Source organism: Pyxidicoccus fallax (assembly GCF_012933655.1).
Taxonomy (GTDB): Bacteria; Myxococcota; Myxococcia; order Myxococcales; family Myxococcaceae; genus Myxococcus; species Myxococcus fallax.
The window spans coordinates 14,519-28,211 of the sequence record NZ_JABBJJ010000027.1 but is presented as its reverse complement, the minus strand read 5'-3'; the positions used below and the strand labels follow the sequence as shown (position 1 = coordinate 28,211).

14 protein-coding genes are annotated in these 13,693 nt (G+C 69.8%); 10 read left to right on the top strand and 4 right to left on the bottom strand.

Annotated features, from left to right (window positions below; translation table 11 throughout):
* The first annotated feature begins 66 nt into the window (after positions 1–66).
* The 8 genes from HG543_RS08350 to HG543_RS08315 all read left to right on the top strand — a co-directional run bounded on the left by HG543_RS08350 (position 67) and on the right by HG543_RS08315 (position 8,583).
* Positions 67–879 carry a hypothetical protein gene (locus tag HG543_RS08350; RefSeq protein ID WP_169344161.1) on the top strand — a complete coding sequence of 271 codons (813 nt, stop codon included), beginning with the start codon at positions 67–69 and terminating at the stop codon, positions 877–879.
* Complete coding sequence (locus tag HG543_RS08345) at positions 876–1,781, top strand: DUF3396 domain-containing protein (protein WP_211193805.1); 906 nt, start codon at positions 876–878, stop codon at positions 1,779–1,781. Before HG543_RS08350 ends, HG543_RS08345 begins: the two co-directional genes overlap by 4 nt.
* Positions 1,782–2,175: 394 nt before the next feature.
* Positions 2,176–2,790: a hypothetical protein gene (locus HG543_RS08340; protein ID WP_246356849.1), complete on the top strand. Its 615-nt coding sequence runs from the start codon at positions 2,176–2,178 to the stop codon at positions 2,788–2,790.
* Positions 2,791–2,870: 80 nt separating this feature from the next.
* On the top strand, positions 2,871–3,689 hold the full coding sequence (locus HG543_RS08335; protein ID WP_246356848.1) for a DUF3396 domain-containing protein: 819 nt from the start codon (positions 2,871–2,873) through the stop codon (positions 3,687–3,689).
* A 394-nt stretch (positions 3,690–4,083) separates the two neighbouring features.
* Positions 4,084–4,698 (top strand): hypothetical protein, encoded by a 615-nt coding sequence (locus tag HG543_RS08330; protein WP_246356847.1) that lies wholly within the window; start codon positions 4,084–4,086, stop codon positions 4,696–4,698.
* Positions 4,695–5,597 carry a DUF3396 domain-containing protein gene (locus tag HG543_RS08325; RefSeq protein ID WP_171817957.1) on the top strand — a complete coding sequence of 301 codons (903 nt, stop codon included), beginning with the start codon at positions 4,695–4,697 and terminating at the stop codon, positions 5,595–5,597. Before HG543_RS08330 ends, HG543_RS08325 begins: the two co-directional genes overlap by 4 nt.
* A gap of 95 nt (positions 5,598–5,692) precedes the next feature.
* Entirely contained in the window at positions 5,693–7,207 is a 1,515-nt protein-coding gene (locus tag HG543_RS08320) for a Ppx/GppA phosphatase family protein (protein WP_169344158.1), read from the top strand.
* Between the two features lie 155 nt (positions 7,208–7,362).
* Positions 7,363–8,583 carry a zinc-dependent alcohol dehydrogenase gene (locus HG543_RS08315; protein WP_169344157.1) on the top strand — a complete coding sequence of 407 codons (1,221 nt, stop codon included), beginning with the start codon at positions 7,363–7,365 and terminating at the stop codon, positions 8,581–8,583.
* A gap of 8 nt (positions 8,584–8,591) precedes the next feature.
* Here the strand turns inward: HG543_RS08315 and HG543_RS08310 are convergent, their stop codons facing one another.
* Entirely contained in the window at positions 8,592–9,617 is a 1,026-nt protein-coding gene (locus HG543_RS08310; protein ID WP_171817958.1) for an S-adenosylmethionine:tRNA ribosyltransferase-isomerase, read from the bottom strand.
* The gene (locus HG543_RS08305; protein ID WP_169344155.1) at positions 9,614–10,342 is read right to left on the bottom strand and encodes an SDR family NAD(P)-dependent oxidoreductase; all 729 of its coding nucleotides are present in this window, start codon (positions 10,340–10,342) and stop codon (positions 9,614–9,616) included. The genes HG543_RS08310 and HG543_RS08305 overlap by 4 nt, the downstream gene beginning before the upstream one ends.
* 86 nt (positions 10,343–10,428) lie before the next feature.
* Between HG543_RS08305 and HG543_RS08300 the strand changes: the two genes are divergently transcribed.
* On the top strand, positions 10,429–10,986 hold the full coding sequence (locus HG543_RS08300) for a helix-turn-helix domain-containing protein (protein ID WP_169344154.1): 558 nt from the start codon (positions 10,429–10,431) through the stop codon (positions 10,984–10,986).
* 7 nt (positions 10,987–10,993) lie between these two features.
* Here HG543_RS08300 and HG543_RS08295 read toward each other — a convergent pair whose 3' ends face one another.
* Complete coding sequence (locus tag HG543_RS08295; protein WP_169344153.1) at positions 10,994–11,596, bottom strand: 2OG-Fe(II) oxygenase; 603 nt, start codon at positions 11,594–11,596, stop codon at positions 10,994–10,996.
* 82 nt (positions 11,597–11,678) lie between these two features.
* On the opposite strand from HG543_RS08295, the gene HG543_RS08290 reads away from it, so the two are divergent.
* Positions 11,679–12,293, top strand: a complete 615-nt coding sequence (locus HG543_RS08290; protein ID WP_169344152.1) for a DUF4230 domain-containing protein — start codon at positions 11,679–11,681, stop codon at positions 12,291–12,293.
* A 6-nt stretch (positions 12,294–12,299) separates the two neighbouring features.
* Here the strand turns inward: HG543_RS08290 and HG543_RS08285 are convergent, their stop codons facing one another.
* Positions 12,300–13,559, bottom strand: a complete 1,260-nt coding sequence (locus tag HG543_RS08285; protein ID WP_171817959.1) for a tetratricopeptide repeat protein — start codon at positions 13,557–13,559, stop codon at positions 12,300–12,302.
* Positions 13,560–13,693 lie beyond the last annotated feature (134 nt).

Here is a 13,693-nt window from a genome sequence, read left to right as displayed (position 1 = left end):
TGGGGTGTGCGGGGTTTCTAGAGTCCGCTCCCGGCGCGCTGTGAGTCCGCGCGCGTGGGAGGGGACATGCCGCGGTGGCTGTGGGTTGCGGGTTTGGCTGTGTGGCTCTCTGGGTGCGCGGGCACGCCGGAGCGCGGGCGGACGGACCGGTACGGGCTGGACTCGGCGACGGCGACCTGCCGTCAGACCCCGGCGCTGTGCGCGAGGGTCGCGGGGGAAGAGACCGTCGTGCCCGTGAGCCGGGCCGTGCAGGTGTCGGCATCCGTGGGTACCGCGGGCAGCGTGGTGCTGCGGGTGCTGACGGAGGTAGAGCGGGACCTGATTGAACAGGCGCTGGTGGAATGCGCCGAAGCGGCGCGCTCCGAGGTGATTCTGGCAATCCTCGATGGAGTGCCTCCCACGGAGGAGAAGTGCAGGGAGGAGGCGGAGAGGGACAAGAAGAACCAGCCCGTGTCATGGGCTCGGAAGCTCGGCACGGAGATGCACAAGGTCGCGCGCGAGTGTGCCCAACGGAAGTTGAGCGAGCTGCGCCCGGGCGGATTCAGCCTGGAGCCGAGGTATCGCTATGACCCGGATACGGAGAAGTGGGAGTTCATCGACGAGAAAGAGGTCAGGTCGTTGCTCGAGCAAGGACGCGGCGGGGAACTGAAAGGCTCCATCGCGCCAGATGTCGTCATCCACACGGGAGATCCCAACCGGGTATTCGCCATCTATGACTTCAAATTCCCGTGTGTGAACACCGACGAGCGCGCACCCTGGCGGCGCTACCCTCCGGATCCTCCTTACAATGGCAGAAACCAACAGCGGCTGTACCAGGATGCATTACGGCCAACGCACCGGCCCGCGAGCATACAACCCAGGATAGGGGTCGTCCGATGAGCGAACGCATTCCCAATGTCCGTGTCCGAGCACAGAACGGCTTCGTCCTGATTCGCGATGGCCTCAGCGTTTCCTTCTTCATCAAACGACCACACTCGGAGCTCCGTACCGGTCTGATGCATTCACTCGAGGCGTACCGACGCGCCATGGGTCCCGCGGCGCTCAAGTCGTACGCTGATATGGAAGGGGAATGGCAACGCCTCGACGAGGAAGGCTGGGAGCACACCCGTCGGGAGCTGTTGCATCCACGTTGCGCCAATGTCCAGCTCGTCGGCATCTCCCATGGGGAGGAGCTGTACCACTTCGAATACCAGGGACGGCCACTTGACGAGCCATCGCCCCATACCCATCCGGATGAAGCAAGCTTCGTCTCCTACTGGCTTCCCTCCGAGATTCTGGAAGAGCGCGGCCCTCAATGGGTCCGCGAGCTGATGTTGGAGCTTGCGGCTCCTTTGCCTTTCAACTCAGGCAATGGGGGCCTCTCCTTGAACAGCGCGTTGGATTTGGTGGGCGTCAGACGGGCAGTCCGCAAGTACTGCTTCCGCTACCCCGGAATGGACGTGCCTGACCCGGGCATTACCGCCATGAGCATCGGCACGCGCGTGCGTGGCCCCTCCTGGCTCACCTTCCTCGGCCAGCCCGTGCTCGGCGAATTGGGCGGCGTCTCCGGCCTGCGCTCCCGCCTCCACACCCCCGGCACCACCGTGCAGGAACTCGAAGGCGACCGGGCCGTCGTCACCCTCGGCGCCTGGCCCGAGGCCGGAGACACCGAGCAGGGCCAGGACCTCCCCGCGTACCGCGAGCTGGCGCGTGTGCTGGAGCCATGGACGCTCCTCGGGGGTGAGAACATCCTCAACGACCCCGAGGAGACCCGCCGCTGGGAGCGCCGCTTCCTCGACTGAGCGCGCAACACCGTGCGCCTGGAGCTGCCCCGTCCGGATGCCGATGGCGTGCTCGAAACGCGGAGCGGTTCGCCAGCTTCATCGGGCGGCGGCGGAAGCGGTGACGGGCTGCGGGTTCCCCGCATTCAGGTGGGGTGTGCGGGGTTTCTAGAGTCCGCTCCCGGCGCGCTGTGAGTCCGCGCGCGTGGGAGGGGACATGCCGCGGTGGCTGTGGGTTGCGGGTTTGGCTGTGTGGCTCTGGGGGTGCGCGGGCACGCCGGAGCGCGGGCGGACGGACCGGTACGGGCTGGACTCGGCGACGGCGACTTGCCGGCAGACCCCGGCGCTGTGCGCGCGGATGGCCGGGGAAGAGACGCTCCTGCCCGTGAGCAGGTCCGTGCAGGTGACGGCTTCCGTGGGTACCGCGGGCAGCGTGGTGTTGCGAGTGCTGACGGAGGTAGAGCGGGACCGGATACGAGAAGCACTGGAGGAATGCGCCGACGCGGCGCGCTCGGAGGTCATCCTCCAACTGCTCGACGGGAAGCCTCCCACCGAGGAGAAGTGCAGGGACGAGGCGGAGAAGGATGCACAGAATCAGTCCGTGTCCTGGGCGCGGAAGCTCGGCACGGAGATGCACAAGGTTGCGCGGGAGTGTGCCCAGAGGAGACTGGGAGCGTTACGCCCCGGAGGGTTTAGTCTGGAGCCGCGTTATCGCTTCAACCCGGAGACACGACATTGGGAATTCCTGAGCGAAGAGACCGTCAGGTCGCTGCTCAGCCAGGGGCGGAGCCATGAATTGAAGGGAACGATTGTCCCGGACATCGTCATCCACACAGGTGACCCGCTTCAGGCTCTGGCCATCTACGACTTCAAGTTTCCTTGCGTGAATCCCACCCAGCTTCCTCCCTGGCCCCTGTATCCCAAGGGCCACGCGCATGCGGGGCAGGCACAGGACATCGTGTACAAGAAGGCGCTGAAGCCACAGCACGGTCCCACGCAGATCATTCCCAGGCTGGGAGCCACGCAATGAACGGACATCCCCCGAAGATTCGGGTCTTCGCGCGCGATGGGTCGCTTTGGGTCCGAGACGGACTGAGTGCCTGTTTCTACATGCCTCGTCCCCATGCCGAGCTGGCTCGTGGCGTCCTGCGCTCCATCGAGACCTACCGACGCGCCTTGGAGCCCGACGCGCTGACCTGGCATGCGGGCCCAGAGGGTGAATGGCAGCGCCTCGATGAGCGTGCGTGGGAGCACATCCGCCGCACGCTGCTGGAAGAGCCCTTCGCCTCGGTGCATCTCGTGAGCGACTCCAGAAACGAGGAGCAGTACCTCGTCGACTACCTCGGCAAGTCGCTCGACCCTTCCTCCATCTTCCACAACCCGGAGGAAGTCTGCGCGGTGTCCTACTGGCTTCCCACTGAAGTCCTGGAGCGGCACGGTCCCCAGAGGATGCGCGAACTCGTGCTGGAGCTCGCCGCCCCCCTCCCCTTCTCCTCGGGCAACGCGGGGTTCTCGTTCAACTGCCACCTCGACGAGGCAGGGGTGGACCGAGAGGTCCGCAAGCACTGCTTCCGCTACCCCGGAATGGACGTGCTCCATCCGAGCTCAACCGCCATGAGCATCGGCACGCGCGTGCGCGGTCCCGCCTGGCTCACCTTCCTCGGCCAGCCCGTGCTCGGCGAATTGGGCGGAGTCTCTGGCCTGCGCTCCCGCCTCTACACCCCCGGCACCACCGTGCAGGAGCTCGAAGGCGACCGGGCCGTCGTCACCCTCGGCGCCTGGCCCGAAGCCGGGGACACCGAGCAGGGCAAGGACCTCCCCGCGTACCGCGAGCTGGCACGCGTGCTGGAGCCATGGACCCACTGGGGAGACAACATCCTCAACGACCCCGAGGAGACCCGCCGCTGGGAGCGCCGCTTCCTCGACTGACCGAGCGCGCAACACCCTGCGCCTGGTGCGGGCATGCCCGGACGCCGATGGCGCGCTTCGCGGAGCGGTTCGCCAGCTTCATCGGCCGGCGGCGGAAGCAGTGAAGGGCTGCGGGTTCCCCGTATTCAGGTGGGGCGTGCGGGGTTCCTAGAGTCCGCTCCCGGCGCGCTGTGAGTCGGCGCGCGTGGGAGGGGACATGCCGCGGTGGCCGTGGGTCGTGGGTTTCGCTGTGTGGCTCTCAGGGTGCGCGGGCACACCGGAGCGCGGGCGGACGGACCGGTACGGGCTGGACTCGGCGACGGCGTCCTGCCGGCAGACCCCGGCTCTGTGCGCGAGGGTGGCGGGAGAGGAGACGCTCCTGCCCGCGAGCCGGTCCGTGCAGGTGGCGGCTTCCGTGGGCACCGCAGGCAGCGCGGTGCTGCGGGTGCTGACGGAGGTAGAGCGGGACCTGATTGAACAGGCGCTGGTAGAATGCGCCGAAGCGGCGCGCTCCGAGGTGATTCTGGCGCTGCTCGATGGAGTGCCTCCCACCGAGGAGAAGTGCAGGGAGGAGGCCGCGAGGGACAAGAAGAACCAGCCCGTGTCATGGGCTCGGAAGCTCGGCACGGAGATGCACAAGCGTGCGCGTGAATGTGCCCAGCGGAGGTTGAGCGAGCTGCGCCCGGGTGGATTCAGCCTGGAGCCGAGCTATCGCTATGACACGCTCACAGAGCGGTGGGAGTTCATCGACGAGAAAACGGTCAGGTCGCTGCTCGAGCAGGGACGCGGCGGGGAACTGAAGGGCTCCATCGCGCCAGATGTCGTCATCCACACGGGAGATCCCAACCGGGTTTTCGAAGTCTATGACTTCAAGTTCCCGTGTGTGAACACCGACGAGCCCACCCAATGGCGGGATTACCCTTCCGGTTCACCGCATGAGGGCCGTAATCAGCAAGACCTGTATATGGGTGCTTTAAGGCCGACGCAGCTCCCCGCGGTCATCCAGCCCAGAATCGGGGTCATTCGATGAGCGAGCACTTTCCCGAGATTCGAGTCCGCGCACAGAGCGGATATCTCCTGATTCGTGAAGGCCTGAGCATCTGCTTCTTCATGATGCGCCCGCACTCTGAAGTCGCGTCAGGAGTGATGCATTCCCTTGAAACCTACCTGCGTGCCCTGGGTCCCAATTCGCTCAACTCGTATGCGGACGAAGAAGGGGAATGGCAGCGGCTCGACGAGGCAAGCTGGGAGCACACCCGACAGAAGCTGCTGAATCCACGCTATGCCAACGTGCATCTGGTGGACTCCTCCAGTCGCGAGGTGCGGTACCGGTTCGATTATCGGGGACGCGCATTCGATGACCCGTCCATTCACCGCGGTCCGGACGAAACAGGCTTTGTCCTCTACTGGCTTCCCTCCGAACTCCTGGAAGAGCGCGGGCCTCAATGGGTGCGCGAGCTGATTCTGGAACTTGCGGCCCCCCTGCCCTTCAACTCCGGCAACGCGGGCCTTGCCTTCAATTGCCGGCTGGACGTGGTGGGCGTCAGCCGTGAAGTCCGCAAGCACTGCTTCCGCTATCCCGGGATGGACGTGCTCCATCCGCGCTCAACCGCCATGAACATCGGCACACGCGTGCGCGGTCCCTCCTGGCTTACCTTCCTCGGCCAGCCCGTGCTCGGCGAACTGGGCGGCGTGTCCGGCCTGCGCTCCCGCCTGCACACCCCCGGCACCACCGTGCAGGAGCTCGAAGGCGACCGGGCCGTCGTCACCCTCGGCGCCTGGCCCGAAGCCGGGGACACAGAGCAGGGCAAGGACCTCCCCGCGTACCGCGAGCTGGCACGCGTGCTGGAGCCGTGGACCCACCGGGGAGACAACATCCTCGGCGACCCCGAGGAGACCCGCCGGTGGGAGCGCCGCTTCCTCGACTGAGCGCGCAACATCCTTGTGACACGGCCGCTGCCGAACAGCGCCGTGCCATTCCCGCTGCACCCCGCGGCGTCGCGCCCTACACTCGACACCACGACATGCCCGCTCCGACCCTCCAGCCCGTTCTCGCCGCCATCGACGTGGGTACCAACGCCGTGCGCCTGGAGCTGGCACGCCCGGACGCCGATGGCGCGCTCGAGACGCTGCACCAGGAACGAGACCCCATCCGTCCCGGCGAGGGCGTCTTCGCCACCGGCGCCATGCCCGAGGAGACCGCCGAGCGCCTCCTCTCCACCCTGCGCCGCTACTCCGCCCTCTGCCGCCGTCACAAGGCCCAGGTGCGCGCCGTCGCCACCAGCGCCCTGCGCGAGGCCCGCAACAGCAACGACATCGTCCGCCGCGTCCGCGAGGAGGCCGGCCTCAACCTCGAAGTGGTGAGCGGCAAGGAAGAGGCCCGCCTCATCTGCCTCGGCGTCCTCCACCGAAAGCCCCCCGGCACCCGCTCGCTGCTCATCGACATCGGCGGCGGCAGCACCGAGGTGGCCACCGCCGTGGGCGAGAAGCCCGACAATCTCTGGAGCCTCAACCTCGGCTCCGTCCGCCTCACCGAGGTCTTCGACGCCTCCGGCACCGTGACGGCCAGGCAGCTGCGCCTCATGCGCAGCTTCGTCTACGAAGCGCTGCGCAAGATGCTCCCGGAGCGCCCGCCCAACCTGCCCCGTGTGGCGCTCGGCTCGTCCGGCACCATCAACGCCGTGGTGTCCTTCGCCGCCAGCGAGAACAGCGGCAACGCCACCGTGCGCCAGCTCACCCAGACGGTGGACACGCTCGCGGACATGTCCCCCGAGCGCCGCCGCAAGCGCTTCGACCCCAAGCGCGCCGACATCATCGTCTCCGGCGCCGTCATCCTCGAGGCCGTGGCCCGGCACCTGGGCATCGAGTCCGTCAGCGTCGTCAACCGCGGCCTGCGCGACGGCATCCTCGTGGACCTGCTCTACCGCCAGGACGAGGAGCGCGAGGACCACAGCCTCGCCGACGCCGCCATCGCCATGGGCCAGCGCTTCTTCTTCGACGAGAAGCACGCGCGCCAGGTGGCCCGTCTCTCCCTCACCCTCTTCGACAGCCTCGCCGCCCTCCACCAGCTCCCGCTGTCCGTGCGCCCCCACCTCGAGGTGGCCGCGCTGCTGCACGACATCGGCCACGCCGTCAGCTACGAGCGCCACCACAAGCACACGTACTACCTCATCCGCCACGGGGACATCCCCGGCCTCGCGGACCGGGAGCGCGAGTTGGTCGCCCGCATCGCCCGCTACCACCGGCGCAGCCCGCCGGAGCTGACCCACTCGGGCATGGACGGGCTCAACCCCACCGAGGCCCGCACCGTGCGCAAGCTGGCCACCCTCCTGCGCGTGGCCAACTCGCTCGACCTGAGCCATCACCAGCCCATCAAGGAGTTCAAGGTCTCCAACGGCCGCGAGGGCGTCGCCCTGCACCTGCACGCCCGCCACCCCGTGGACCTGGAGCTGTGGAACGTGGAGCACGAGGTGCTGAACTTCCGCCGCGTCTTCGGCAAGCGGCTGTCGTTCCACGTCCACCAGGGTGCCCCGCGCTAACGCCCGCCCGTCCGCCTGCCCTCCAGAAGAGGAGGCGGCGCGCGCTTTGCCCCCACCCAGGGTGATGCCCAGCCTCCAAGGCGCACGGGTCTGCCCTCACCGCGGGCCCGTCTGCCTGGCACAAAGGCCCCGGTCACGGGGCAGGAGCGCGCGCGATGAAGGCTGTCGTTTTCCATGGGATTGGGGACATCCGGCTCGACGAGGTGGAGGAGCCGAGCATCGAGCAACCAACGGACGCCATCGTCCGGCTGAGCGCGAGCGCCATCTGCGGCACGGACCTCCACATGATTCGCGGCACCATGCCGGGCATGAAGCCGGGCACCATCCTCGGCCACGAGGGCGTGGGCTACGTCGAGGCGCTCGGTGACGACGTGCGCAACTTCACCATCGGCGACCGCGTCGTCATCTGCTCCACCATCGCCTGCGGCAACTGCTCGTACTGCCGCGCCGGGTACTACGCGCAGTGCAACGACGCGAACCCCAACGGCCCCCAGGCGGGCACCGCCTTCTTCGGCGGCCCGGCCATGACCGGCGCCTTCGACGGCATGCAGGCGGAGAAGGTGCGCGTGCCCTTCGCCCACGTGGGCATGGTGAGGGTGCCCGAGGGCGTCACCGACGAGCAGGCCATCCTCGTCTCCGACATCTTCCCCACCGGCTACTTCGGCGCCGAGCTGGCGGAAATCAAGCCCGGTGACACCGTGGCGGTGTTCGGCTGCGGGCCGGTGGGCCTGTTCGCCATCGTCAGCGCGAAGCTGCTGGGCGCCGGCCGTGTGTTCGCCATCGACTGCCACGAGGACCGGCTGGACCTGGCGCGTGCCCAGGGGGCCGAGATCATCAACTTCGACCAGGAGTCCCCCGTCGAGGCGCTGATGCGCCTCACCAAGGGCATCGGCGTGGACCGCGCCATCGACGCGGTGGGCGTGGACTCCATGCACGCGCACCACGGCCCGGCGGCCAAGGCCGCCAAGGCGGAGAAGGCCGAGTTCAAGCGCGAGGTGAAGGAGGTCGCCCCCAAGACGAACCCCGAAGGCGACAACTGGGTGCCCGGCGACGCGCCCGCCCAGGCGGCGATGTGGGCCGTGGAGTCCCTCGCCAAGGCGGGCACGCTGTCCATCATCGGCGTCTACCCACAGCAGATGAAGACGTTCCCCATCGGCATCGCGATGAACAAGAACCTCACGCTGAAGATGGGCAACTGCAACCACCGCAAGTACATCCCCAAGCTGCTGGAACTGGTGCGCACCGGCGTGGTGGACCCCACCGCCATCCTCTCCCACGTGGAGCCGATGACGAGCGCCATCGACGCCTACCGCAACTTCGACCTGCGCAAGCCGGGCTGGGTGAAGGTGGAGCTCGAGCCGTCGCAGATTCAGTAGCCGTCGCCTCACGCGTCCAGCAGGAGGCACGAGTCCCCGAACTCGTGCCCCAGGTAGCCCTGTGCCTCCGCGTGCGCCGCCGCCTCGCGCAACAGCGGCAGCGGCGCGAAGGACTGGAGCAGCGCATGGTGGCTGCTGCCCGGCTCGTGCACTCCGGTGAGCAGCCCGTGCACCACGCGTGGCACGTAGCCCGGCCCCAGCAGCAGGTCCGTCGTCCCCTCTCCCGCCACCAGCCGTCCGCCGTGCCGTGCCGCGCGGCCCTCCAGGGCCCTCACCACCGTGGTGCCCACCGCCACCACGCGCCCGCCTGCCGCCCGGGTGTGCTCCACCGCGTCCACCGTGGCCCGCGGAATGTCCGAGCGCTCCGGCCGGGGCAGCGCCGAGTCCAGTGCCTCGTCGCCCGTGGAGGACAGCCCGGCGGCGTGGGTGAGGGACGCCAGTGCCACGCCTCTCCTTCGTAAACCCAGCAGCAGGCTTCCAGTCAGGGGCAGGCCGGCGGAGGGCGCCTCCACGGCCCACGGACGCGCGCCGTACACCGTCTGCACGTGCCACAGCGCCAGCGGACCGCCGGTGTACGCGTACTGCACCGGACGTCCTCCCCGGTACAGCGCCGCCCACAGCGCCGCGCCCGTCTCCGCGAAGGCCACCCGCAGCAGCCTTGGCGAGGGCGGCAGCACCTCCACCACCCGCGCCGTCAGTCCTCCCACGATGAAGCGCGTCCCCACCGGCAGCACCGGCGGGGGCGGCCGGTCCTCGGTGCGCTTGCGCCAGTCACCCGCGCCGAAGAGCACCGCCGTCCACGTGTCGTCCGGCTCGCGAGACATCAGCCGCAGCTCGATGCGCTCGCCGGACTCGGTGCGCCCGGGCAGGGAGGCGGGCAGCGTGGCCGCGTCGTTCACCACCAGCAGGTCGCCGGCTCGCAACAGCGACGGCAGGTCCGCCACGTGGGCGTCGGAGAAGCGTCCGGCGCGCGGCTCCACGTGCAACAGGCGCCCCGTCTCCGGGTGGGCATTGGGCCAGGTCGCGGGCTTCATGCGGCCTCCAGCTTCGTTGCCTCCAGGCGGCTGCCCGAGGACAGCGACTCCGCCCGCCCCTCCACCCACGCGACGATGCGTGCCGCCACCGCCTCCGGACGCTGGAGCTGGGTGAAGTCCGCGTCCGGCATCGCGTCGCGGTACATCCGCGTGTCCATCTCCCCCGGGTCCACGTTGAGGAAGCGTACACCGGTGCCCTCCAGCTCCGCGGCCCAGATGCGGCTCAGGTGCTCCAGCGCGCCCTTCGACACGCTGTACGCCCCCCAGCGCGGATAGGCGGACACCGCCGCGTCCGAGGTGATGTTCAGCACCAGCCCCCCGCCCCGCACCACCATGCTGCCCGCCACCGCCTTGGTGAGCCGGAAGGGGCCCACCACGTTCACCTCCAGCGCCCGCTGCAGGTCCTCGCACGCGGTGTCCAGCAACAGCTGCAGCGGCGTGGGTCCGAGCGTGCTCGCGTTGTTCACCAGCACGTCCACCGGGCCCACCAGCGCGGTGGCCGCGCCTACCAGCGGGTAGATGGCTTCCTTGTCCCCCACGTCGAACGCCAGCGTGTGCACCTCCAGTCCTTCCGCGCGCAGGGGCGCGGCGGCGGCCTCCAGCTCCGCCGCGTGGCGCGCCACGCCCACCACTCGCGCCCCCCGGCGGGCGAAGGTGGCCATCAGCGCCTGCCCCAGCCCCCGGCTCGCTCCCGTCACCAGTACGGCCTTTCCCACGAGATTCATGCGTCATTCCTCCTCTCCTGGGAGGGATACCCGCCTCGCGCCAAAACATTGGTGCGGAGGCCAAAGCCTTGGCAGATTGCCAATCCATGAACGACGAGGACCTGCCGGACCGGCTGGCACGCAACATCCGAACGCTCCGCGAGACGCGCGGGGCCACGCAGGCGCAGCTCGCGAAGCTGGCGGGCGTGCCTCGCGCCACGTGGGCGCACCTGGAATCCGGCGCGGCCAACCCCACGCTGTCCGTGCTGCACCGCGTGGCCGCGGCGCTCCAGGTGTCGCTGGAGGAGCTGGTGGCGAAGCCGCGGGCGAGCGCCCGGCACTATCCTCGTACCAGCCTGCCCGTGCGCATGCGGGGCGCTGGCATGCTGCGCAAGCTGCTGCCCGACCCGCTGCCCGGCATGGAGTTCGACCGGGTGGAATTGCCGCCCCAGGTGCGCATCACCGGCGTGCCCCACACGCCGGGCACCCGCGAGTACCTCACGTGCGAAGTCGGGGAGCTGCTGCTCGTCGCCAGCGGCGAGCGCTTCCACCTCCAGCCCGGAGACGTGGTCGTCTTCCGGGGAGACCAGAAGCACTCGTACGAAAACCCGGGGACGAAGACGGCCGTGGGCTACTCCGTCGTCCTGCTCACGCCCTCGGTGTGAAGCCGCGTCAGCCCGCGTCGCGCCCGTAGTACCAGGCGGTGAGCGCCAGGCGCGGGGCGAAGGCGGGCAGCACCTCGTGCTCGATGCGCTCGCTGAGGAACACCACCAGCGTGTCCAGCACGGGCGGCACGTCCACCGGCGCGGAGTCCTCGGGGTACAGCCGCAGCACGCCCCCGTGCGCCGGCTCCCATCCCGCGTTGGCGTACCAGATGGCGGTGGCGCGCCGGTTGGACTGCCCGGGGAAGGCGTCTCGGTGGCGCGCGTAGTGGGCCCCTCCGCCAGGGTAGCAGGCGAGCTGAAGGTCGAACCGTCCCAGCCCCAGGTACGCCCCCGTGGACAGCGCTTCTCCCAGCGCGCGGTAGCCCTCCCACAATTCACCCAGAGGCGTGCCTGGCTCCGGCAGCACCCAGTCGATGAGGTCTCCCCTCACCGCCGAGTTGCGCGTCAGGTCCGCGCCTCGACGAATGCCCGCCGGCTTGAGCCCTCCGGCTTCCACGCGGGCCTGGACCGCGTCTCGTACGACGCGGGCCCTTGATTCCCCCAGGAACGTGGAGCGGATGAAATATCCCCACGTCCCCAGGGCTTCGACATCCTGGTCCGTTAATTCCACTGCTTCCTCCTCGACACACCGCGCTTACACCCGCGCACCGTGCCCCAGACGTCCGCTCCAGGGAAGGAGGTACACTGCCCTCATGGCGCACCTCTCGCGAGTCCTGACTGTCCTCCTGGGTGGCGTGCTTGGCGCACTGGGCGCCTGGCTGCTCCTCCGGCCTCCGCCTCCTTCCTTCCCGGACACCCCGTCCGTGGTGCAGCAGATGCGCGACGTGGCCCGGCTGGAGACGCTCGACGTGGCGCTCTACAAGAAGGTGACCTTCACGCCCGAGCCCCAGGCCACGGATGCCCTGTGGAAGGACGTGCTCAACTGGGCGCGCTACGCCATCGAGAACCCGCATGGCCGCGCCATCGTCTTCGCGGACGCGCGCCTGGGGTTCGACTTCCAGCGCTTCGATGCGACGCACCTCCAGGTCTCCGGCACCCGCGTGTACGTGGTGCTGCCGCCAATGGAGGTGAAGGTGGAGCTGCGTCCGGGGGAGACCGAGGTCATCGACTCCAACCTGGACAGCGCGCAGACGGCGCAGTTGCTGGAGAAGGCCCGCGTGGCCTTCGAGCAGGAGGTGCGCGCCGATGCCCGCCTCAAGCAGCGCGCCCGGGACTCCGCGGAGCGCGCGCTACGCTCGCTGCTGCTCACCCTCGGCTACCGCGAGGTGCTCTTCGTGAACAGCCTGCCCACGGCCACCGCGGGCTGACCGGGCTCACGCGGCGGAGAGTCCCTCGGCGGTGAGCCGAAAGACGCCGGCGATTCCGTCCGGCGCGAGCACCAGCCGCTCCAGCGCCTCGCGCGCGGAGGCGTCCGACTCGCGGCACACGAGCGCCAGCTCCCTGCGGCCCAGTGACACGCGCAGTGGCTCGTTACCGGCGACTCGCGCCAGCTCGCTCCACTGCGCCCGGGTGAGCAGGCGCGCGCCGTCATGGCCGTCGCCCTCCGCCACCGCCCACAGGCCGGAGAACGCCTCCGCCAACCGCACCTCGCCCTTGTCGATGAGGACAGGCCGCACCGGCGCGGGATGCGCCTCCAGGTTGCGCCACGCCGCCGCGTCCACCGCCGCCGCCGTCAGCCCCGCCGGAGCGAGCGCGGCCTCCGGCAGGTAGCGCACGAAGTCCGCGTCCTCCAGCACGTAGAAGACCTCCAGGCCCGCGGGCCCCGGCCGGTGCAGCGCGCCCACCGCCCGGGCCGAGAAGTCCGCCGGCCGCAGCACCGGGCGCAGCCGGGACTCCAGCGCCGCGTCCTCCGTGGCCAATCCCGAGGAGAGCCCGCCCAGCCGCGCCGCCAGTGCATCCACGTACGCGGTGAGACTCTCGGTGCCCGGGGACTCACGCCAGGCCGCGTACAGCGAGCCCACGTCCACGCGCCCCACTCCACCGCTGGCGAGCTTCACCAGCAGGTCCTTCCCCTGACGCCGGAAGGCCACCCGGGCACGAGCGAGCGCGGCGGTGAGCGCGGTGGTGAACTCCGGGCGCAGCACCTCCTCGCGGTGCGCGGGTGGCGGTGGCAGGTCGGCGGCTTCCAGCTCCTCCTTCAGCAGCCGCGCCTCGGCGTCGAAGGGGTCCCTGGCCAGCGCATCCTTTATATACGCGCGGGCCTTGTCGGCTTCGCCGCGCCGCAGGCCGAGCACGGCGAGCACCTTGAGGACCTCCGGGTCGTCCGGCTCCTGGGCCTGCAGCTCGCGCAGCAGCGCCTCCGCGTCGCCGTGCCGCTCCAAGCCCAGCAGCGCCCGCGCCAGCCCCAGGCGCACGGGCACGTCGCGGGGGAAGTCGCGCCGGAGGGCCTCCAGCAGCGGCAGGGCCTCGCGCTCCGCGCCCGCGTTGATGAGGGCGTGGGCCACCGCCAACCGCAGCGTGGGGCCCGGGGTGTGCCGGGCCGCCTCGCGCAGCAGCGCCAGCTCCGCGTCGCCGAGGACTTCGCCCGCCTCCACCTTGCGGCGGACGCGCTCCAGTTCATGGGGGGCGCTCACCCGCCCGACTCTAGTGCCGAGCCCCCGTGCGCCCAACTCCCCGGAGTGCTCCGGCTCCACCACCGACAGCCCGGTGGGCCGGCGAGCGGACGCCGCCCCATCGCGGTCCAGAGGCCGGCCCTCCGCGTCCGTCC